Genomic DNA, 21,406 nt, shown 5'->3' with positions numbered 1-21,406 from the left:
GTCCCGCCCGCGCCGAACAGCATGCCTCCGGTCCCGCCGGTTCCACCGATTCCGCCGTTGCTGCCGGTCCCACCTGCGCCGCCCTGCCCGCCGGCACCGAACAGCAGGCCTCCGGGCCCGCCGTTGCCGCCGTTTCCGGGCGCGCCGCCCAGGCCGAACCCGCCGAGGCCACCCGCGCCGCCGGCGCCGAACAGCAGACCACCCGCGCCGCCATTGCCACCGACCTGGGCGAGGCCGGCGCTGCCACCATTGCCGCCGTGCCCGAACAGCAGCCCGCCGGCGCCGCCGTTGCCGCCGGCGCCGGAAGGAATGCCCACCCCGCCGGGGTTGCCGCTGCCGCCAGGCCCGCCATTGCCGAATAGGCCCGCCGCCCCGCCGTTGCCGCCGTTCTGCCCCGGCATCGAGCCGGACCCGCCGGCGCCGCCGTCACCCCATAGGAGACCGCCGTCCTTGCCGTTGCCGCCGGAGCCTGCCGGCGCGTTGGCACCGTTGCCGATCAAGGGGCGCCCGAACAGTTGCAGTGTTGGCGCATTGATGACGTCGAGCAGGTTCGTTGCGGCGCTGGCAGCCTCGGCTTGCAGGTACGTACCGGCCCCGGCGTGCAGTGTCTGGACGAACCGATCGTGAAACGCCGATGCCTCGGCGCTGAGTGCCTGATACGCCTGGCCGTGCCGGCCGAACAACGCCGCGATGGCGTTGGACACCTCGTCGGCGCCCGCGGCCAGCACGGCGGTGGTCGGGGTTCCGGCGGCCGTGGTGGCCGTTCTGATCGCCGAGCCGATCCCGGCCAAATCCGCCGCCACCACTGTCACCTGGTCCGGCATCGTGTAGACGAACGACATGCGAGCCCCTTCGCCCTAGTAGCTGCCCTGCCGTTCGAAGATCCGCCGCGGGTTGTCCACCAGCATGGTGTGCAGCTGCTCGTCGGTTACCCCGCGCTCTTTCAACGCCGGGATCACGTCGTTGTGGATGTGCAGGTAATGCCAGTTGGGTGCGGCCACCGGGAGCAGTTCCTCGGGCAGCGCGTCGAAATAGCAGTTGGCGTCGTGGGAGAGCACCATCTTGTCGGCATGTCCGCGCTCGCACATCGTCGCCACGATGTTGACCCGGTCCTCGAACGGCAGGATCACGTCGATGCCGAACCGGTCCATCCCCAGGTACGAGCCGGCCGAGATGAGCTCCTCGAGGTAGCCGACGTCGGTGCTGTCTCCCGAATGCCCGATGATCACCCGGCTCAGGTCGACGCCTTCTTCTTCGAAGATGCGTTGCTGCTCGAGCCCGCGACGCAACCCCGCATGGGTGTGCGTGGAGATCGGCACCCCGGTCTGCTTGTGCGCCTGGGCAACCGCGCGCAGCACGCGCTCGACGCCCGGGGTGATGCCGGGCTCGTCGGTGGCACACTTGAGGATTCCGGCCTTGATGCCGGTGTCGGCGATGCCCTGCTCGATGTCGCGCACGAACATCTCGGTCATGATCTCCGGGCCGCCCAACTGTGCGCCCGGACCCATGTAGTGGAAGCAGAACGGGACGTCGTTGTAGGTGTAAAGCCCGGTTGCCACAACGATATTCAGCTCAGTGGCCGCCGCGACGCGCGCGATCCGGGGGATGTAGCGGCCGAGCCCGATCACGGTGAGGTCGACGATGGTGTCCACGCCGCGGGCCTTGAGCTCATTGAGCCGGGTGATCGCATCGGCTACCCGCTGTTCCTCATCGCCCCAGGCTTCGGGATAGTTCAGGGCGATCTCGGTGGTCATGATGAATACGTGCTCGTGCATGAGCGTGACGCCCAGATCGGCGGTATCGATGGATCCGCGAGCGGTATTTAGTTCTGACACGTCACCGATGCTAAGTCGATCCGGTGCTAAACCAACAGGGGTCGCTAGCCGGAATGAACCACTTCCAGCCATTCCGTGGATTCCGGAGCCACCGAAGTCAGCTGCAGCCCGGCCCGGTCGAGTTCGCCGACGATGTCCTCGAGCGCCAGCACCTCGAGGTGAAAGCATTGCCGCAACTCCGATTCGTCGACGATCAACGCGTATTCGCCGTCGACGAGCCCGTCGGAATTGCGGTGGATCGTGACGCTGACCGTCACCTCGCCGATCGCCTTGGATTCCGTCCAGCCGGTGGGACGTGCGGTCCAATACGGCGGCGGCTTCCACTGGATGACGGCCTTGCCGGTGGGCTTGAGATGGTGTGCTATCGCGGCCAGCACCGCCCGGCGCAGGTCGGCGCCGCGGTAGTGAATCAGGTTGGTGGCCAACAGGACTGCGTCGAACTGCTCGGCCAGTCGCAGGTCCTCGATGCGGGCGCGTACCGGGCGCGCGTGCCGGACTTCGGCGAGCATCAGGGCGGAGTCGTCGACGGCGGTCACGCGGTGGCCGAGTTGGGCGAGCGGGTCGGCGATGCGACCGGTGCCGGCGCCGAGTTCCAGTACCGAGCTCCCCGGCGGCAGTAGGGCGTGCAGCTGCTCGGGCTCACCCGTCGGCGGCATTCGGCGGTAGAGGTCGACGAGGCTGCCGTCGGCCGTCCGCGCGGTGTCTGAGTCGAGGTGGCAGTAACACTGCGACATTGTGCGCCCCTTCTAGGCAATCTCGTAGAAGCTGACGCCGTCGAGGTAGCGCAGTGTCCACAGATCGCGAGCCACCACTTCGCCGACCTCGTGCACCAGCGTGACGAAGATCGGGTAGGTCAGGTCGTTGGTGGTGAGCGCCAGCTGTTGACCGGGATTGACCCGCAGCTGCATGTCGTGGAAGCTCGCCAGCTCCTTGATGGCTTCCAGGCTGTGGTAGGAGACCAGCGTGCCGCTACAGGGGGCCACCATGGTGGCTCGCGCGACATGTTGGCGCAGACGGTAGGGCCGCCCACTTCGCCGGACGAATGTCTCGGGCCGCACGTAGGCGTCCACCATCCAGTCGATCTGCGACCTGCCGGTGCCCAGACGAGCTCCTTCAGGCAGGTTGGCACCCGCTATCCGCGCTCCCACCTCGACCAGGCACGGCCCGTCCGGCGTCAGCTTGATCTCCGCGTGCGCCGCACCATGGCGGATACCGAGGGCGTCGAGCACCGCGCACGTGTAGGCAACCAGGTCGTCTTGCACTTCGCCGGTCGCCGGCAGTAACCGCCAGGCAACCAGCAGATCGGGAATACCGTTGGCGCTGATGCGATATGACTCCCAGATGTCGCACACCTCGTGCACGCCGTCGCGGCTGACGGTGTCGACCGTGTATTCGGTGCCGACCAGACATTCCTGTGCAACGACCCCGTCACGGCGGTGCGCCAGAATGTTCTCCCGCCCGTCGAGGCGCCGGAAGGCTTGCACGGCATCCTCGGGGGTGCGACACCAGGTGACACCGTCATTGGCGGCGCTGCGCAGTGGCTTGAGGATGATCGTGCCACCAATATCGTTGTGCCACTGGCGAAGTTGGTGTTCGTCGTGCACCAGAATCTGGCGGGCGCCGCGCAGGCCTTGTGCTTTGATCCGCTCGATCATCAGGAACTTGTCGCGCCGGGCGGGGCTCAACGCTGTTCCGTTGGTCGGCGCGCCGGTAATCGGGTGCAGGGCCTCGCTCAACGCGTCGGCCAGCTCTACCCCGGGCTCGGTGCCGGCCACCACTGCAACCGGGTGGTAGGGCGCCAGTGCGGCCAGCGTCGCAGCCAGGCGGCGGTGCACGAGGTCGACGGTATAGGGGAATCGATCCGGCTGGCCGCGTAAACCGGTTGGCGCCTCCGCGGTGCTCTGTACCCGCAGCGGGGTATATCCCGCGTCCCGAAAGCCTTGGGCCAGTTGGGTTCCGATAGCGCCGTAGCTGTCGACCAGTACGACGTGTCCCAATGGATCGTCCGGCACGTCAGTACCCGGCCTGGTCTTCGAGATCGTGGTCTCGGGTGGGTAGCAGGAACGAGCGTTGACAGGTCAGGAACAGCGTGCCGTCGGCTTTGACGCCGCGCGTGGCGCAGCTGACTATGCCTTGGTTGGGCCGGGATTTCGACAGACGCTTGTCCAGGTACTCGGTCTCAGCGTAGATGGTGTCGCCGACGAAGACCGGGGCCACCAGGCGGATGTTGTCCCAGCCGAGATTGGCCAGGCCGCGTGCGCTGGTGCTCTGCACGCTCATGCCGGAGACGATCGACAACGTGACCAGGCTGGACACCAAAGGGCGCTGCCACTCGGTCTTTTCGCAGTACGCATCGTCAATGTGCAACGGGTGCAGGTTAAGGGAAAGCAACGACATCCAGATGTTGTCGGCTTCGGTGAGCGTGCGGCCCGGGCGGTGCTCGACGATTGTCCCCACTTCGATGTCTTCGTAGACGACGCCACGCGACTCCCGCCACCGGCGGTCGCCCACCTGCTTATACGCACGGACTTGATCCATGGCCAATCCCATCCACTAGTGTTGTGCGTCAAGAGCTTTCGCGTGACGCAGGAGGCGGTGCGCCGCGGCGACCATGGGCGGGCCGACCATCTGTCCGTCCAGGACACCGATCGCCCGAGACCCGCCGTCTACCATGCCGATCACGCGGCGAGCGCGTTCCACCTCTGCCGGCAACGGGGAGAAGGCCTCGTTGATCACGGCGACCTGTCGAGGATGGATCGCGGCCTTGCCGCCGAAGCCGAGTTCGCGGGATCGGTTCACATCTATCTTGAGGGCCAGATCATCGCCGAGGTCGAAGGTGGGCGCGTCGATCGCTGAGATGCCTGCCCCGGCCGCCGCCGCGACGATCCGCGAGCGTGCATACAGCAGCGGCTCCCATTCCATTGATATGCCCAGCTCTGCGGCGAAGTCGGCGGCTCCGAAAACCAGTGCGCGCACTCGCGGCCCAACGGCGGCGATCTCCTCAACCGCAGCCAGACCGGCCGCGGTTTCGATCGTCGCCAAGAAGGGGATGTCGCCAAGCTCACCCAGCATGTCCTGCAGCATGAGCAGATCGTGGGCGCTCTCGACCTTGGGGACCAGCAGTGCATCGGGACGGATGGCGCCGTAGGCGAGTGCCAGAATGTCGCGCAACCCGTCGGTGGTGCGCATGCTGTTGAACCGGAGGGCGCGAACGCATTTCGCGTTCCGTACGGACGCCTCGCCGAACATCGCGCCCGCTTGGCGGCGAGCCTGCGCGCGCAGCGCGGGCGGCACCGAGTCTTCCAGGTCCAGCGTGCATATGTCGGCCCCTGAGTCCAGCGCCGCGTGGTACTGGCGCGGGTTGACCGCGCTGGTCATCAGCATGGTGCGAAACACCGCCGGCCGGTGCCCGGGCTGACTCACGGCGAAACACCAGCCAGCTCAGGGGATTCCAGCCCCACCAACTCGCTGACGGTTTGGCAGAACCGGCGGATGTCGTCCGGATCGTTGTCGGCGCGCAGCATGATTCGCAGGCCTGCCTGGCCTTTGGCGGTAACCGGAAAGAAGACCGCTGAGGTGTAGAAGCCGCGTTCCAGAATTTGACTGGACAGCCCGATCGCTTTGTCTTCCGCGCCGATTTCGATAAGCCGGATCGCGGTATCCAGACCCGCCTGCGGGGTGGGAATCAGGCTGTCGAAAAGTGCGGCATTGCGGCGCAGCTGCTGCTGGCGCTGTGCCAGCTCGGGTGAATTGTGCACCCGCAGCGAACCCAGGCAGCCGCCGATCGTCGGCCCGTTCTGCGGCTGCGACCAGGCCAGCGGTCCGCCGAATCGCATCAGCACGTCGTAGTGCGTCTCGTTGCCCAACATGATGACGCCCCCGGTCGCGCCGAATCCCTTCCCGAGCGAACCCACGATGATGGTCAGCGGGTTGAGCTCCTCGGGCATCAGCGACCGCACAATTCCTTCGCCCCGGGTCCCGTACATCGCCAACGAATGCGAGTCGTCGAAAAAGAGGTGCAACCCGTAGCGGTCCTGCAATTCGAGCAGCTCCTGCACCGGAGCGACGCCGCCCAGCGAGTAGGCGCCGTCAGCGACGTAGGCCACCCGCTTGTGCTTCTTGCACATGTCCTCGAGGTAGTCGATGTCGTTGTGCGGGCAGGTGAAGACCGGCGCCTCGTCGGCGCAGATTGGCTTGATGTAGTTGAGCGAGAAGTGGCTGTGCTTGTCGAACACCATGACGCGCGGTTCCCCGTCGTCGGTCAAATGGCCCGAAGCGATCAGCGGCAACACGGCGGCGCTGGCCACCGACGCAGAAATCGCGGCGACGCTGCGGGCGCGGTATAGGGCCGAGAGTCCGGCTTCGAGTTCGTCGAGCATGGAGAAGCGGATACGCAGCCGCGAGACGGGCAGCGCGAACGTCTGCTCGGAATCAATCGCTGTGCGCACGCCTTCTAGAACCCACGGATGGGAATGGAGTCCCAAATAAGAACACGAAACCATGTTGATGAAGCGATGGCCGTCGCGCTGGCGCTCCAGCCGATCGTTGCCGACATAGCGCACGCTGTTGTCCAGCAGGAAGTTGTCGGCGGCGGCTTGCCAGGCCGGGTTGCCGACGTCGACGGCTTTGGCGTTATTGCGGTATCGGTGTGCCCCGGCCTGTTCATTCGGGTCCATCGACAGATCTCCTTCAGCTGGTGTGTGCGGTAGCACGGACACGGAAATGGCCTTGGTCGCCAGCCCGTTCCTGAAGGTCCCGAAGGTTTCTAAGTCCCCGATCTCTGCCTATGCCGACCGCCCAAGTCTTTAGAAACTCTAAGAACAAAAGCGTTCGCGGCCCTCCACCGATCGGTCTGGACCGGATAGTGAATCTCGTGTCCCCTGATCGGGGGACATCGAAGGATGCGCGATTCATCCCGCTCAATGCCCGCTTAGTCGACAGACGCCGCCGCGCCGGTGGGGCAGGCTTACTGCGCATGGTGATGACCTGATGCCCTGGGCTGCCCTCATTGCCGGCAACGGTTTGCACGCGGTGATTACCGCGCTGTTGGGGTTGTCGATGATCAATCCGGCCGACAGCCTGCTGATTTTGGCGATCGCGGCCGCCGCGTGCACGCTGCTCGGCGCCCTGGCGGTTCGTGGCAACGCGGCCTCAGCTGCGGCAACGGTCGGCTCCGTCACCCGCACTCTGGGCTGGCTGAACTTGTGGACCGCGGTGACTTTCATCGCGTTCTTCCTGGGTGTGGCGGTTTACGGGGCGGTTGTCGTATTCACGTTGGGCGCCTCGCTGGCACCGCTTGCGGTGACGGCGTGGTCGGGTTTCCGGGCGAGTCGCGGCGACGCGGTGACACGGCCCAGTGCCGCTCAATGGTGGGCGGTAAGCCTGCTCGCTGCGCTGGGTGCCGCGCTGGTGGTGGCGTTGGCCGGGTCGGATTCCCGCGGAATCGGGGCGCTGCTGGTCGCATCCGTGCTCGGCGTCATCGACGGCTTCGCGGCCGGCGGGGTGGCCATCGTCTCGCGCAGCCTGGGGGCCAACGGAGTCGGTGTGTGGCAGGTGATGGCACACCGCTACTACGCGACGGTGGTCGTGGCCGGCATCGCCTTGCTGATCTCAGTCCCGTTCGGTTTGCTGGCCGCGCCCAAGATGTCGGTCGGCATGTCGATCGGAGCCGCGTTCGCTTCGCTCGTGGTGCCATTCTTCTTGATGCAGTACGCAATTCAGCGTCTGTCGCCGGTAATGGTGACTGGAACGCTGGCTTTGATCCCGGCCATCGCCCTGTTCGTTGAAATAGTCGGCGGGCGCGCGGTGAGCTGGCCCGTGCTGCTACTTGCACTGCTGATTGTGCCCGCCAGCCTGGCGATATTGACCACCCAACAGAAGCCGGTAGCAGTACCGGCGCCGTCGCAACCGCGCCAATGGCGTACCGTCTACGCTCGTCCTTTTCCGAAGTCTCGCGCTGGGAGCCACCCTCATGCTGCTCAACCCCAACAACCTGCAACGCAAATATCCTGACCAGCGCTCAGCGGAGATCATGCAGGCCACGGTGGACTTCTTCGAGTCCCGGGGCAAGGCAAAGCTCAAGCATGACGCCCATGAGCGGGCCTGGTACTCCGACTTTCTCAACCACGTCGCGCAGAACCGCATCTTCGCGTCCCTGCTGACGCCGTCCGAGTATGGCGCCTCGGATGATTGCCGGTGGGATACCTACCGGATCAGCGAGTTCGCCGAGATCATCGGCTTCTACGGGCTGAGCTACTGGTACCCGTTCCAGGTGACCGCGCTGGGCCTGGGCCCGATCTGGATGAGCGACAACGAGGACGCCAAGCGCAAGGCCGCCGCCCAGCTGGAACAGGGCGAGGTATTCGCCTTCGGCCTGTCCGAGCAGACCCACGGCGCCGACGTCTACCAGACCGACCTGATCCTGACGCCGTCGGAAAACGGCTGGGTTGCCAACGGCGAGAAGTACTACATCGGCAACGCCAACGTCGCCCGGATGGTGTCCACCTTCGGCAAGATCGACGACGGTTCAACGGACGCCGAGTACGTCTTCTTCGCCGCCGACTCCCAGGACGGCCGCTACGAATGCAAGAAGAACGTGGTGAATTCGCAGAACTACGTGGCGAATTACGCACTGCACGACTACCCGGTCAGCGAGGCCGATCTGCTGCACCGCGGCATCGGCGCTTTCCACGCCGCCCTCAACACCGTCAACGTCTGCAAGTACAACCTGGGCTGGGGCTCGGTCGGCATGTGCACCCACGCCTTCTACGAGGCGATCACCCACGCCGCCAACCGGCATCTGTACGGCACCGTCGTCACCGACTTCAGCCACGTGCGGCGGCTGCTCACCGACGCCTACGCGCGCTTGGTGGCCATGCGGCTGGTGTGTACCCGCGCGTCGGACTACATGCGCAGTGCGGCGGCCGACGACCGTCGCTACCTGCTGTACAGCCCGCTCACCAAGGCCAAGGTCACCAGCGAGGGTGAGCGCGTCATCACCGCACTGTTCGACGTCATCGCGGCCAAGGGCGTGGAGAAGGACACCTTCTTCGAAACCGTCGCCCAAGAGATCGGCATGTTGCCGCGGCTGGAAGGCACCGTTCACATCAACATCGGCCTGCTGGCCAAGTTCATGCCCAACTACCTGTTCGCCCCCGACGCCTCGCTGCCGCTGATCGGCCGCCGCGACGACGCCGCCGACGACACCTTCCTGTTCAACCAGGGCCCCACCGGCGGCCTGGGCAAGGTGCGCTTCCATGACTGGCGCGCCTCGTTCGACAGCTACGCCCATCTGCCCAATGTCGCGCTGCTGCGCGAGCAGGTCGACGTGCTGGCCGAGATGCTGGCCAGCGCCACCCCGGATGCGGCGCAGCAGAAGGACATCGACTTCGCGTTCGGCGTGGGACAGATTTTCGCGCTGGTGCCCTACGCGCAGCTGATCCTGGAAGAAGCACCCCGCTCGGGTGCGTCCGACGCGCTGATCGACGAGATCTTCGCGTTGTTGGTCCGCGACTTCAACACTTACGCGGTTGAGTTGCACGACAAGTCGGCCACGACCGACGAGCAGGGTCGTTTCGCGATGCGGATGATCCGCCGTCCGGCCCAGGATGCGTCGCGCTACGAGCAGGTCTGGAAGGAATACGTCCTGCCGCTCAACGGCGCCTACGAAATGCGGCCCTGAAAAACCCGCAAACCCGCGGGTAGCGGCGGGCGGGGGCTGCGGGCTGGCACGGGAACGCGATACCGCATGGGCTATCGCATCCCAAATCGCACTATGGCCCCACCCGAGGGCGCACCAAAACGGCAGGTCCTTGACTGTGAGGTGCCTCACAGTAGAATGACCCCTGGTCATTCAAGCTACGAGGGGGGCCCATGCCAACGGTGACTTGGGCGCGGGTCGATCCCGCACGTCGGGCTGCCATCGTAGAAGCCGCGGAAGCCGAATTCGGTGCGCACGGCTTCTCCAACGGGAGCCTCAATGTCATCGCCCGGCGCGCACGGGTAGCCAAAGGAAGCCTGTTCCAGTACTTCGCGGACAAGCGCGACCTGTACGCCTACATCACCGACATAGCCAGCCAACGGGTGCGCTCCTATATGGAGGACCTGATCTTCAGCCTCGAACCCACCCGGCCGTTCTTCGAATTTCTCACCGACCTGCTCGACGGCTGGGTCGTCTATTACGCCGAGCATCCGCGCGAACGCGCGCTGCACGCCGCGGCTTCGCTCGAGGTCGACACCGACGCGCGCATCAGCGTGCGCAGCGTGCTGCACCGCCACTATCTGGAAGTGCTGCGCCCGCTGGTGCACGGCGCGAAGGCGCGCGGAGACCTGCGACCCGATTCCGACACCGACGTGTTGCTGTCGCTATTGCTGATGATCTTCCCGCACCTGGCGCTGGCCCCGTACATGCGCGGCCTGGACCCGGTGCTCGGACTCGACGATCCCACACCCGAGCAGCCGGCCCTGGCCGTGCGCCGGATCGTCGCCGTGCTGGCGGCTGCGTATTCGCCGGTACGCTCGCAGCCGCCGGCAACGCGAACAGACCCCCTGGCCGGCGTCTAGCCGACCCACACCGTCTTGGCGTTGCAGAACTCGCGGATCCCGAGTGCCGCGAGTTCGCGGCCGTAGCCGGATCGCTTGACGCCGCCGAACGGCAGCTCGGGGTAGGACACCGTCATCCCGTTGATGAAGACGGCGCCCGCCTCGATGCCGTCGATGAAGCGCTCCTGCTCGGCCTCGTCCTGCGTCCAGGCGTTGGAGCCCAGCCCGAAGGTGGTGGCGTTGGCAATTTCGATCGCCTCGTCGACGTCGGCGGTCCGGTACACCGAGGCGACCGGGCCGAACACCTCCTCGGTGTAGAGCGCCATGTCCTTGGTGATGTCGCTGACCACCGTCGGCGGGTAGAACCAGCCGGGCCGGTCGAGACGCTTTCCGCCACAACGGATTACCGCACCCGCCGCGGCGGCGTCCTCGACCTGCTGGGCCACCTCGTCGCGACCCGACTCGGTGGCCAGCGGACCGACGTCGGTGTCCGGATCGGTCGGGTCGCCGACTTTCAGCGCCTCCATCCGTGCGACGAACTTGTCGAGGAACTCGTCGTAGATGTCGGTGTGCACGATGAACCGCTTGGCGGCGATGCAGGACTGCCCGTTGTTCTGCACCCGTCCGGTCACGGCCGTCTTGACCGCGGCGTCCAGGTCGGCCGACGGCATCACGATGAACGGGTCGCTGCCGCCGAGTTCGAGCACCGTGGGTTTGATCTCGTCGCCGGCGATGGCGCCGACGGATTGGCCGGCCGGTTCGCTGCCGGTCAGGGTGGCCGCGGCGACCCGCGGGTCGCGCAGGATGCGTTCGACGGCGCTGGAGGGAACCAGCAGGGTCTGGAAGCAGCCGTCCGGGAATCCGCCGCGGCCGATGACGTCGGCGAGATACAGCGCGCACTGCGGGACGTTCGAGGCGTGCTTGAGGATGCCGACGTTGCCGGCCATCAGCGCCGGGGCGGCGAACCTGACGGCCTGCCACAACGGGAAGTTCCATGGCATCACCGCCAGCACCACGCCCAGCGGTTGCCAACGGGTGTATGCCTTGGACGCGTTGACCTTGCCGGGGTCGGCGGGCTCGTCGGCCAGCAGCGCTTCGGCCTGCTCGGCGTAGTAGCGAAAGCCCTTGGCGCACTTGTGAACTTCGGCCTCGGCCGCGGCCAGCGTCTTGCCCATTTCCAGGGTCATGATGGCGGCGGTCTGCGCCGCCTCGGCGTCCAGCAGGTCCGCGGTGGCGTTGGCCCACTCGGCGCGCTGGGCGAAGGTGGTGGAGTGGCGGTAGTCGAGGAAGCGTTCATATGCGCGGGCGATAGCGGCGTCGACTTCGTCGTCGGTTGCCGGGGTGAAGGTCTTGACTGTCTCGCCGGTGGCCGGGTTGATGGTGGCGATAGGCACGCTGACCGTCCTTAGCTGTGTTGGGTTCACAAACGTCCGCTACCCAGCCTGCCACTAGTGTTGGCCAGAGGGAGCCAGAGGGAGGGAGCCGATGAGTACAGCGGCCGAGCTGATGGTCAAGTGCCTGGAAAACGAGGGGGTTTCCGTCGTATTCGGATTGCCCGGCGAGGAGAACATCCGGTTCGTGCAGGCGCTGGCCGCATCCGATATCCGCTACGTGCTCACCCGGCACGAGCAGGCGGCGGCGTTCATGGCCGAGATGTACGGGCGGGTGACAGGCCGCGCGGCGGTGGTTTCGGCGACGTTGGGACCCGGCGCGATCAACATGCAGCTCGGCGTCGCCGACGCCACCACCAACAGCACGCCCATGGTGGCGATCTCCGCGCAGGTCGGCCAGGATCGTCAGTACAAGGAGTCGCACCAGTACGTCGATCTGGTGTCGATGTTCGCCCCGATCACCCGGTGGGCTGCCGGCGTGCCGACGGTGCGCGCGATACCGGAGATGTTGCGCAAGGCGTTCAAGCTCGCCGAAACCGAACGCCCGGCGGCGGTGTATCTGGCGATACCCGAGCACATCGATGTCGATGGTGACGACTATCCGGAGTTGAACCCGTTGCCGCGCAACGTTGTTCGCGCCGATGCGCCGGCGGCACGTCAGGTGGCGCGGGCGGTCGACATCCTGCGCGAGGCGCAGCGGCCGGTGGTGCTGGCCGGTCATGGCGCCGCCCGCGGCGATGCCACCGCGGCGCTGGTCCGGTTCTCCGAAGAACTCGGCATCCAGGTGGCCAACTCGTTCCACGGCAAGGGCGTCATGCCCGACGATCATCCCAACAGCATCGGAACCCTGGGATTCATGCGGCACGACTACGTCAATTTCGGCTTCGACAATGCCGACGTCGTCATCACCGTCGGCTACGAGCTGCAGGAATTCGACCCGGTGCGGATAAACCCGGCCGGGGACAAGAAGATCATCCACATCCACCGCTTTCCGGCCGAGGTCGATGTGCACTATTCGGTGGACGTCGGAATCATCGGCGATATCAGCGAATCGCTCAATGCGCTCACCGATGCGCTCGACGGGCACCGCTTCGGCGAAGGAGCCGAAATACCGGGCGCCGGCCTGTTAGCCGAGGAATTCGTTCGGGGGCAACAGGATTCGCGCTACCCCCTGGCGCCGCAGCGAGTGGTCGCCGATACCCGTGCCGCCCTGGGCCGCGGCGACGTGGTGCTGGTCGACACCGGTGCCACCAAGATGTGGATGGCCAGGCTGTATCCGACGTATGAACGCAACACCTGCCTGGTTTCAAACGGATTGTCCACCATGGGGTTTGCCCTGCCAGGTGCCCTCGGCGTGAAGCTGGCCAGGCCGGAAGCCAAGGTGCTGGCCGTGGTGGGCGACGGCGCATTCCTGATGAACTCCCAGGAGATCGAAACCGCTGTGCGGGAACGGATACCGCTGGTGGTGCTGATTTGGGACGACGGCGGCTACGGCCTCATCCAGTGGAAGATGGACCTTGAACTCGGCGAGCATCACTATGTGTCGTTCGGCAACCCGGATGTGGTGAGCTACGCGGAAAGCTTTGGCGCCAAGGGGTACCGGATCAACAGCGCCGAGGAATTGCTGCCGACGCTGCAGGCCGCCCTGGCCGACGACGGCGTTTCGCTCATCTCCTGTCCCGTCGACTATTCGGAGAACTTGCGGCTGACCGATCGACTGGGCGAACTCGACGAGACGCTGTAGTCCCCGGTCAGTACTGCTTCACGACCGCCCGCGGGGCGGTGCGCCAGACGCGCCGGCCGTCGGCGCGTTCGGCCGGCGGTTCCAGCAGTAAGACCGTTCGACCGCCGAGCAGTACGGGATGCACCCAATCGCCCAACTCGACGAGATCGTCGGCCCGCGGTTTGCCCTGGCCGCCGTCGCGCGCGCAATCCAGCGGGATTAGTGCGCAGAGCTCCTCGAAGCTGGTTTGGGCCGGCAGCTCATAGAGGCCCGGCAAGGTGATGAACAGCCCGTCGTTGCCGGACAGGTGTAGCCCGACCGCGGCCAACGCGCCCAGCACCCCGTCCTGCGTGCCGCCATGTCCGGAAAGATGCACCCCGGTAGCCGCGGCGAGGTCACGAGCAAGGCTGGTATGCAACACGTCTCGCTTCGCGCGCCGGCCGAAGTCCACCAGCGGCGCCTTTTGGACCAGACTCGGTATGGCCACGGCCAACCCGGGATCGGCATCGGGCGGGGACACCCGCTCCAGGAACCGCCCCGCCAGCTCGATGACATCTGCCAACACGGCCTGCGGGTTCGCCCCGGCGCTGCGCCAGGCCAGGCACGCGCTGGAATTGTGTGAGGTGTAAGGGATTCGGTCGTCGACCAAGAGCTGGTGTCTGGTAGCTCCGGCCGCGGTGCCCAGCCCCGCGTCGGCCAGCTCAATCAGCAGCGCCCGCGCCCGTCGTCCCGTTCCGGGACTGTATTGATCGTCGGTGTCGTCAATGCCGATCAGCAGATCAACCCCGGCCAGCGCGGTCATGGATTGACCACCAGCGTCGTGACGTCGCGTACCCACCGATCCCGACCGAGTTGAGTTCCGGTGAGCTTGAGGGTGTTTCGCTTGGTGATGTTGAGGACGAGCTGTTCGGTCAGCTCCGCGGAGCCAAACGTCTGGGCTGGATCGCGGCCCTCCACGCGCACCCGTTCGATGCCGGTGGCTCCGGCGGCGTTGAGGACGCTACGCAGGGTGGGGCCCTTCTGGACCTGGGCGCCGCGTGACTGCGGTGTGACGATCTCAGCCTGGGGCAGGGCCGTCAGCTGCGACAGCGTGAGGCGGCTCAACACCCTGCCGTTCTGCACGACGGCGAGCGATCCTGCGCTGTCGGTCGAGGAGGCCCCGCACGCGCTGAGGGCCAGGAACGTCAGAACCGCGCCAAACAACTGCCGGATATGTGGCCGCATATACAGGAATTATGCAGGAAAATATCCGCAACTAAGGACTAGATGAGAGTAATGTTCCGCAGGTGACGTTCTGGGAGGGAGCGCGTCCGGTAGCTGGCCGGTCGCTGGCTCGTGAGGTTGTTCTCCCCGTGCTGGCCGTCGTGGCGATCGTCGGCTACGCCGATATCCGCATCCCGATGGGGCTGCCGGGCCACCGCGGCCTGGTGTGGTTGACCCTGTTGGTCGCGGTGGTGTTGGCGACCGGCCGCCGGGCGACGGTGGTGGCGGTTGGGACGGCCGCGACGATTGCAACCTTCGCGATGCATGCCGGGACCGGCGCCGCTGTGGGCGACTTGCGCTATGTGGCCGCCGGCGTCCTGCTGTGTACGGTGGCCGGCGCGCGGTTCGTGCGGCGACGGCGGTGGGTGATCGTGCCGGCCGCGGCGCCCATCCACCTCGTTGCGCTCATCGGCTCGGTCGCGGCGATGTCGCCCGCGCTGGCCGAGAAGGCGTTGTTCCATTTGGGTTTCGGGCTGGTGGCCGGGTTGTTCGGCTGGGCTATCGCGGCGGCGGCGGGGCGCGCGCCGTGACTCTGCGGGTCGTCCCGGAGGGTCTTGCGGCGGTCAGCGCGGCAGTCGAGGCGATCACGGCCCGGCTTGCGGCGGCGCATTCGGCAGCGGCTCCGGTGATTTCGGTGGTGGTGGCGCCGGCGGCGGACCCCGTTTCGCTGCAGGCCGCCGTCGAGTTCAGCGCGCGCGGTAGTCAGCACGAGGTGGCCGGGGCCCGCGGCATCGAGGTGTTGGGTCGCGCCGGTGTGGGTGTGGTTGAAGCCGGCGGCAATTACGCCGCCGGTGACGCAGCGGCGGCCTCGGCGTATCTGGGTGCCTGACCGTGCCGGCGCCGGTCTGGATTGCTTTGCCGCCGGAGGTGCATTCGGCGCTGCTGAGTACCGGACCGGGACCGGGCCCGCTGCTGGCCGCTGCCGACACCTGGACAGCGCTCAGCGGCGAATACCACACCGCCGCAGCCGAACTCACTGCGGTTCTGGCCGACGCGCAACAGGTGTGGGAGGGCCCAACCGCGGCGAGGTATGTGGCCGCCCATGTGCCGTATCTGGAATGGCTGGCGCTGGCGGGTGCCCTGAGCGGCGAGGAGGCGGCCCGGCACGGCATGGTGGCCGCGGCATACACCGCGGCTCTGGCGGCCATGCCAACCCTGGCGGAGCTGGCCGCCAACCATGCCGTGCACGGGGTGCTGCTGGCGACGAATTTCTTTGGCATCAATACGATTCCGATCGCCGTTAACGAAGCCGACTACGCGCGGATGTGGACTCAGGCCGCCACCACAATGAGCACCTATCAAGCCACGACCGAAGCTGCCCAGGCAGCCGGAGGCGGCGGTGGCGGCGGGTTTCAGTTGCCCACGCCGGCGGAAATCTGGGCGATGATCTTCGGCGCCGACGGCAGGCGTTACCCCGGTCAGGGCCAGCCCACTTGGAGTGCACTCGAGTACTTGCAGAACCTGCCCAACTTCATCAGTGGCAACCAGCAAGCGCTCAGTTATCTGTTCACCAATCTCCCGCAGGTCCTGACGAATCCCTCGCAGCTGCCCGCACTCGTCTCCTACTTCTTCGCATGGCAGACCTTCCGTGCGGTCAACTGGACACTGCGGACGCTGCGTTTCCTGGTTCAGACCGCCCCGCTGCTGCTGCCCATTGCCCTCAACCTCGCCGCCGCCAACCTGGGCGGGCTGGCCGGTCTGTCGGGTTTGGCCGCGGTGCCCACGCCGGCACTCGTACCCACACCGGGCCCGATGCCGGCTGTACCGGCACCCGAAGTACCGGCAATGCTCGCGCCGCCCGTGCTCACGTCGGCGCCCACGCCCGCGCCGGCGCCGGCGGTTACCCCCGCCGGCCCCGCGCCGGCCCCGCCGCCGGCACCGCCGGCCCCGATACCGAGCGTCGATGGATTCGCCTACCTGGTGGGCGGCCCTGGCCCGGGGTTCGGTTCCGCGCTGGGCGCGCGCATCACGGCCGAGCAGTCGGCCCCGGACCGGGCCGCAGCGGCCGCTGGCATCTCGACAGCGAGTCGGGATCGGCAGGCGCGGGCAGGCCGGCAACGGCGGGCGACCATCGACCGCGGCTATCGCTACGAGTATCTGCAGCTCGACGACGAGCCGGCGGGTCGGTGTGCGCCATCGGTATTGGGCGCTGGGCCAATGGGATTCGCCGGAACTCAGACGGCCGGGGCTGCGGCGCCGTTGCCCCCGGCGGGACTGACGACGCTGGCCGGCGACACCTTCGGCAGCGGTCCGGTGGTGCCGATGCTGCCGGACACCTGGAACGAAATGAAAGGGAATGCGTAGTGAACTTTTCGGTGTGGGCACCGGAGATCAATTCGGCGTTGATGTACTCCGGTGCCGGATCCGGACCGATGGTGGCCGCCGCGACGGCCTGGGATGGGCTGGCCAATGAATTGAACGCGGCCGCAACATCATTCGGCTCGGTGACGGCCGGCCTGGTCGCGCAGGCGTGGCAGGGGCCCGCGGCCGCGGCGATGGCCGAGGTAGCCACCCCGTATGCGACCTGGTTGGGCAGTGCCGCGGGAAGTGCGGCGGCGGCGGCCGGCCAGGCCCGCGCGATGACGTCGGTGTACGAGGCCGCGTACGCGGCGACGATCCATCCGCTCCTGGTTTCGGTCAACCGTTCGCAGCTGGTGTCCCTGGTGATGTCAAACCTGTTGGGGCTCAACGCCCCGGCGATCGCCGACATGGAAGCGCAGTATGAGCAATTCTGGGCCCAGGATGTGACCGCGATGGCGGGCTATCACGCCGGGGCTTCGGCGGTGGCCGCCCAGCTGGCGCCGTGGCGACAACTGCCGGCAGCCGCGGCGCAGGCGCTCGGCATCAACTTCGGCGTCGGCAACAAGGGCAGCCTCAACCTCGGCTCGGGTAACAAGGGTGACAGCAACCTGGGCGCGGGCAACACCGGCAGCAACAACCTGGGCTCGGGAAACCGCGGCGACGGCAACTTGGGTAACGCAAACACCGGCGCGACCAATGTGGGCTCCGGCAACACCGGCAACTCCAATGCCGGCTCGGGCAACACCGGCAACTCCAATGCCGGCTCGGGCAACACCGGCAACCTGAACGTCGGCTCGGGTAACGCCGGCAGTAACAACTTCGGCAGCGGCAACCGGGGCAACTCCAACGTCGGCTCAGGCAATATCGGCAACCAGAACTTCGGCAACGGAAACATCGGCAGCGGGAACATCGGCTGCGGAAACTCCGGTGCCGGCGGCACCGCGGGCAACAACAACATCGGTTTGGGCAACACCGGCAGCAACAACGTCGGCTTCGGGCTCACCGGCAACAACCTGATCGGCATTGGGAACACCTACTACGACCAGGCAACGGGCCAATTCAGCTTCGGTGCCCTCAACTCCGGGACCAACAACATCGGCCTATTCAACTCCGGCAGCAATAACATCGGCTTCTTCAACTCCGGCAGCGGCAATATCGGCATCGGCAACTCGGGCGTCGGAAACTTCGGCTTCGGGAATGCGGGTCACACCAACACGGGCCTTTTCAACTCCGGTGACATCAATACCGGTTTGGCGAACTCCAGCTCGATCAACTTCGGCATGTTCAACTCCGGCGCTGGCAGTAACGCCGGCAGCTTCAACTCGGGGCTCGGACACAATGCCGGCGACTTCAATTCGGGCGGCGGGCAGAACGCGGGCAGTTTCAACTCCGGCACCGGCCTGAATTTCGGCAGCTTCAATTCCGGCGCCGGGTTCGGCGGCAACACCGGCTTTTTCAACTCGGGCAACGTCAATACCGGCTTCGGCAATGCCGGCGACACCAACACCGGCGGTTTCAACGCAGGCAATGTCAACACCGGCTTCGGCGCCGCAACAAATGTCAACGCCGTCAACTCCGGCTACGGAAACACCGGTAGCAGCAGCTCGGGCTTCTACAACGCCAGCAATGGCGGCCACACTTCCGGCGCCTTCAACAACCTGAACGGCGGGGCGGGCGGAGGTGGCGGCGGAGGTGGCGGTGGCGGCGGTGGCGGCGTCGGCAAGGGCACCACGGCGGGCATCTACAACACCAGCGGCAAGGCCGGCAACGTCGGCATCGCAAACACCGGCATGCAGAACGTCGGCTACCTCAATTACGGTTTCCAGAACACCGGTTGGGGCAACTCAGGCGGCAACCAGACCGGCGATGGCGCCAGTGTGGGCATCAACAATTCCGGCTTCAAGGACTCGGGCATTTCGAACGTCGGCGACTTCAGCTCGGGTGGCTTCAAATCCACCAGCGGACACGCGGGCTTCTTCTTCTGAGTCACTTCCGCAACGACAGCGGCGAGACGTAGCCGCCGACCAGCGTCCGATGCCACCAGGCGTGCTCGCGCCGCAACTCCTGCCAGGTGGTGAACCGGTACACATAAAGCTGTGCGCGCACATACCGCGGCGGTGCAGCGGGAAAAGGGTTGTGGCGCAACAGCCGTAGCGTCGGCCGATCACCGCGCAGCAGTCGCGTCAGAAATGGCGTCATCCAGGGCAGCGCGTAGCCGGGTGAGATCGCCGCGAACCACATTAGCCAGTCCAGCCGCAGATGGTAGGGCGCCCATTGCCGGGGCAGCCGGCGCAAATCGGTGGGCTTGCCCTTGAATTCGTATTCCCGCCACACCGTTTCCTCGCCTACGTGCGCCTCGTCGGTGCCTTCGATCACCACTTCCTGACGGATGCGGCAGATGCTGCCGAATGCGCCGTAGGTGTTGGCCAAGTGAAAGGCGTTGAAGGACATGTTCATTCGCTGCCCGGCTGAGAGCATGTTGCGGGCCGGCCAGTAGCTCAACACCAGCATGCCCGCGGCGAAGATGAGCACCAGCACGGCGAACCATGGCGGCGGCCCGGGCAACCGCGGCGCCGGGCGGGCTATCGCGCTGCACGCCAACAGGATTGTCACCCAGTTGAGCCAGGAGAAGTTGCCGGACGTCACCAGCCACAACTGCGTGACGATGATGATCGCCGCGGCAATGCCGGCCACCGGCTGTGGCGCGAACAACCCGAACGGAACCACCAGCTGCGCAAAATGGTTGCCCGCCACCTCGATTCGGTGCAGTGGCTTGGGCAGGTGATGAAAGAACCAGCTCATCGGCCCCGGCATCGGCTGCGTCTCATGGTGGTAGTACAGGCAGGTCAGGTCGCGCCAACAGGAATCGCCGCGCATCTTGATCAGCCCGGCGCCGAACTCGACCCGAAACAGCAGCCACCGCACCAACAGCAGGGTCAGCAGCGGCGGGGCCACTCGCTCGTTGCCGAGGAAGATCATCAAGAAGCCGGTTTCCAGCAGCAGCGACTCCCACCCGAACGAGTACCACGCCTGTCCCACGTTGACGATCGACAGATACAGCACCCACAGCATCAGCCACACCAGCATCCCGGCCCACAGCGGCGCCAGCCGAGCGGCGCCCGCCACCACAGCGGCCGAAACCGCCGCGCCGAACCAGCAGACGCCGGCGAATAACCGGTCGGAATAGCGGAAGTGGAAACGCTCGGCGATGTCCAGAATGGCCGCCCGGCCAGAAATCGCGGTACCGGCAGCATTCCCTGCTCCCCGATGAGCGCCCGGAATTGCAATGCGGCCCCGACGAACGCGATCAGGTAAATGGCCGCCGTCCCCCGCTCCAGCACCAGCACGCCGAGCCAGTATTCGGGAGCCGAAAACCATCCCATGGCCGAAACTCCTTGGACGGTGACGAAAGCAAAACCGGTAACGGGCTCAGCGCTCGCGAGTTAACATCGCGGAGCCGAATCCCGCCTCGGATACCAGGAGGTATGCGATGTCTTTGGTAAGCATAATGCCGGACTTCGTCGGGATTGCCGCGCAGGATCTCACCGATCTCGGTTCCACGATTCACGTTGCCAATGCCGCGGCGGTGGGTTCGACCACATCGGTGGTGGCCGCGGCCGGTGACGAGGTGTCGGCGGCCATCGCAGCGGCGTTCACCGAACACGGCCGCGCCTATCAATCGCTGAGTGCCCAGGCGGCCCGGTTCCACGCGCAATTCGTTCAGGGCCTGTCCGCCGCGGGCGGCGCATACGCGAGTGCCGAGGCCGTCAATGCTCAACAAATTCTCCTCGACGTGATCAACGCGCCCACGCAGCTACTGCTGTCGCGGCCGCTGATCGGTAACGGCGCCAATGCGACGACACCGGGAGGCGCCGGTTCCGACGGCGGGTTGTTGTTCGGCAACGGCGGGGCCGGGGCGCCGGGTACGGCCGGTCAGGCCGGTGGGGCCGGCGGCAACGCCGGCTTGTGGGGCACCGGGGGTACCGGCGGTGCGGGCGGGGCCGGCGCGACCGGTGGGGCTGGTGGCAAGGGCGGCTGGTTGTTCGGTGCCGGCGGAACCGGCGGCATGGGCGGTATCGGCGGCGGCACCGGCGGCGTGGGCGGCAACGCGGGATTGATCGGTGCGGGTGGGGCCGGCGGCGTGGGTGGCACCGGTGCGCCGGGCGCGGCCGGGATCATCACGGGCAGCCCGGGCGCCGATGGGTTGGCCGGCGCCAATGGCGGTGGCGGCGGGACGGGCGGCAACGGCACTGCGGGCGGTGTCGGTGGCCACGGCGGCATGGGTGGGCGCGGCGGATCGTTGCTCGGCGACGGCGGTGCGGGCGGTGCGGGCGGGACCGGCGGCGTCGGCG

The 21,406-nt window shown here is 66.7% G+C and carries 19 protein-coding genes and 1 pseudogene; 9 read left to right on the top strand and 11 right to left on the bottom strand.

Annotated elements, in window-relative coordinates:
* The 7 genes from BST12_RS25630 to BST12_RS25600 form a co-directional block, all read right to left on the bottom strand.
* Nucleotides 1-842 (bottom strand): PE family protein (locus BST12_RS25630; RefSeq protein ID WP_139801930.1); only part of this gene is annotated, 842 nt, incomplete at its 3' end.
* 15 nt (nucleotides 843-857) lie between these two features.
* Nucleotides 858-1,835, bottom strand: a complete 978-nt coding sequence (locus BST12_RS25625) for a phosphotriesterase family protein (protein WP_083116038.1) — start codon at nucleotides 1,833-1,835, stop codon at nucleotides 858-860.
* A 44-nt stretch (nucleotides 1,836-1,879) separates the two neighbouring features.
* A complete protein-coding gene (locus BST12_RS25620) occupies nucleotides 1,880-2,569 on the bottom strand; it encodes a class I SAM-dependent methyltransferase (RefSeq protein WP_083116037.1) in 690 nt (229 codons plus the stop codon).
* 12 nt (nucleotides 2,570-2,581) lie between these two features.
* Entirely contained in the window at nucleotides 2,582-3,847 is a 1,266-nt protein-coding gene (locus BST12_RS25615) for an ATP-grasp domain-containing protein (RefSeq protein ID WP_083116036.1), read from the bottom strand.
* A gap of 1 nt (nucleotide 3,848) precedes the next feature.
* Nucleotides 3,849-4,373, bottom strand: coding sequence for a MaoC/PaaZ C-terminal domain-containing protein (locus tag BST12_RS25610; protein WP_083116035.1), 525 nt, complete (start codon nucleotides 4,371-4,373; stop codon nucleotides 3,849-3,851).
* 15 nt (nucleotides 4,374-4,388) lie between these two features.
* Nucleotides 4,389-5,258: an HpcH/HpaI aldolase/citrate lyase family protein gene (locus BST12_RS25605; protein ID WP_083116034.1), complete on the bottom strand. Its 870-nt coding sequence runs from the start codon at nucleotides 5,256-5,258 to the stop codon at nucleotides 4,389-4,391.
* Nucleotides 5,255-6,511 (bottom strand): aminotransferase class I/II-fold pyridoxal phosphate-dependent enzyme, encoded by a 1,257-nt coding sequence (locus BST12_RS25600; protein ID WP_083116033.1) that lies wholly within the window; start codon nucleotides 6,509-6,511, stop codon nucleotides 5,255-5,257. The genes BST12_RS25605 and BST12_RS25600 overlap by 4 nt, the downstream gene beginning before the upstream one ends.
* A gap of 313 nt (nucleotides 6,512-6,824) precedes the next feature.
* Between BST12_RS25600 and BST12_RS25595 the strand changes: the two genes are divergently transcribed.
* The 3 genes from BST12_RS25595 to BST12_RS25585 all read left to right on the top strand — a co-directional run bounded on the left by BST12_RS25595 (nucleotide 6,825) and on the right by BST12_RS25585 (nucleotide 10,397).
* Complete coding sequence (locus BST12_RS25595) at nucleotides 6,825-7,847, top strand: hypothetical protein (RefSeq protein WP_083116032.1); 1,023 nt, start codon at nucleotides 6,825-6,827, stop codon at nucleotides 7,845-7,847.
* Complete coding sequence (locus tag BST12_RS25590) at nucleotides 7,807-9,516, top strand: acyl-CoA dehydrogenase family protein (RefSeq protein WP_083116031.1); 1,710 nt, start codon at nucleotides 7,807-7,809, stop codon at nucleotides 9,514-9,516. Before BST12_RS25595 ends, BST12_RS25590 begins: the two co-directional genes overlap by 41 nt.
* 191 nt (nucleotides 9,517-9,707) lie before the next feature.
* Nucleotides 9,708-10,397 carry a TetR/AcrR family transcriptional regulator gene (locus tag BST12_RS25585; RefSeq protein WP_083116030.1) on the top strand — a complete coding sequence of 230 codons (690 nt, stop codon included), beginning with the start codon at nucleotides 9,708-9,710 and terminating at the stop codon, nucleotides 10,395-10,397.
* Here BST12_RS25585 and BST12_RS25580 read toward each other — a convergent pair.
* A complete protein-coding gene (locus BST12_RS25580) occupies nucleotides 10,394-11,770 on the bottom strand; it encodes an NADP-dependent succinic semialdehyde dehydrogenase (RefSeq protein ID WP_083116029.1) in 1,377 nt (458 codons plus the stop codon). The two genes, BST12_RS25585 and BST12_RS25580, sit on opposite strands and share 4 nt — an antisense overlap.
* 91 nt (nucleotides 11,771-11,861) lie before the next feature.
* Here BST12_RS25580 and BST12_RS25575 point away from each other — a divergent pair, with 91 nt between their 5' ends.
* Entirely contained in the window at nucleotides 11,862-13,511 is a 1,650-nt protein-coding gene (locus BST12_RS25575) for an acetolactate synthase large subunit (protein ID WP_083116028.1), read from the top strand.
* A gap of 7 nt (nucleotides 13,512-13,518) precedes the next feature.
* On the opposite strand, the gene BST12_RS25570 is transcribed toward BST12_RS25575, so the two are convergent.
* Both BST12_RS25570 and BST12_RS25565 read right to left on the bottom strand, forming a co-directional pair.
* Entirely contained in the window at nucleotides 13,519-14,292 is a 774-nt protein-coding gene (locus BST12_RS25570) for a hypothetical protein (protein WP_083116027.1), read from the bottom strand.
* Nucleotides 14,289-14,714: a hypothetical protein gene (locus BST12_RS25565; RefSeq protein WP_083116026.1), complete on the bottom strand. Its 426-nt coding sequence runs from the start codon at nucleotides 14,712-14,714 to the stop codon at nucleotides 14,289-14,291. Before BST12_RS25565 ends, BST12_RS25570 begins: the two co-directional genes overlap by 4 nt.
* 62 nt (nucleotides 14,715-14,776) lie before the next feature.
* On the opposite strand from BST12_RS25565, the gene BST12_RS25560 reads away from it, so the two are divergent.
* The 4 genes from BST12_RS25560 to BST12_RS25545 are packed head-to-tail and all read left to right on the top strand — an operon-like array spanning nucleotide 14,777 to nucleotide 19,039.
* The gene (locus BST12_RS25560) at nucleotides 14,777-15,283 is read left to right on the top strand and encodes a hypothetical protein (RefSeq protein WP_083116025.1); all 507 of its coding nucleotides are present in this window, start codon (nucleotides 14,777-14,779) and stop codon (nucleotides 15,281-15,283) included.
* On the top strand, nucleotides 15,280-15,582 hold the full coding sequence (locus BST12_RS25555; RefSeq protein ID WP_083116024.1) for a PE family protein: 303 nt from the start codon (nucleotides 15,280-15,282) through the stop codon (nucleotides 15,580-15,582). The genes BST12_RS25560 and BST12_RS25555 overlap by 4 nt, the downstream gene beginning before the upstream one ends.
* 2 nt (nucleotides 15,583-15,584) lie before the next feature.
* Nucleotides 15,585-17,057 (top strand): PPE domain-containing protein, encoded by a 1,473-nt coding sequence (locus BST12_RS25550; protein WP_211281361.1) that lies wholly within the window; start codon nucleotides 15,585-15,587, stop codon nucleotides 17,055-17,057.
* On the top strand, nucleotides 17,057-19,039 hold the full coding sequence (locus tag BST12_RS25545) for a PPE family protein (protein ID WP_083116023.1): 1,983 nt from the start codon (nucleotides 17,057-17,059) through the stop codon (nucleotides 19,037-19,039). Before BST12_RS25550 ends, BST12_RS25545 begins: the two co-directional genes overlap by 1 nt.
* A gap of 1 nt (nucleotide 19,040) precedes the next feature.
* On the opposite strand, the pseudogene BST12_RS25540 reads toward BST12_RS25545, so the two are convergent.
* Nucleotides 19,041-20,437 (bottom strand): annotated as a pseudogene (locus tag BST12_RS25540) (lipase maturation factor family protein).
* Between the two features lie 107 nt (nucleotides 20,438-20,544).
* On the opposite strand from BST12_RS25540, the gene BST12_RS25535 reads away from it, so the two are divergent.
* A partial coding sequence (locus BST12_RS25535) for a PE family protein (protein ID WP_139801929.1) occupies nucleotides 20,545-21,406 on the top strand: 862 nt, incomplete at its 3' end.

It is taken from the genome of Mycobacterium angelicum (assembly GCF_002086155.1).
In the GTDB taxonomy this organism is placed as follows: Bacteria; Actinomycetota; Actinomycetes; order Mycobacteriales; family Mycobacteriaceae; genus Mycobacterium; species Mycobacterium angelicum.
The sequence above is the reverse complement of the archived record's forward strand: the minus strand, read 5'-3'. Positions and strand labels throughout refer to the sequence as shown.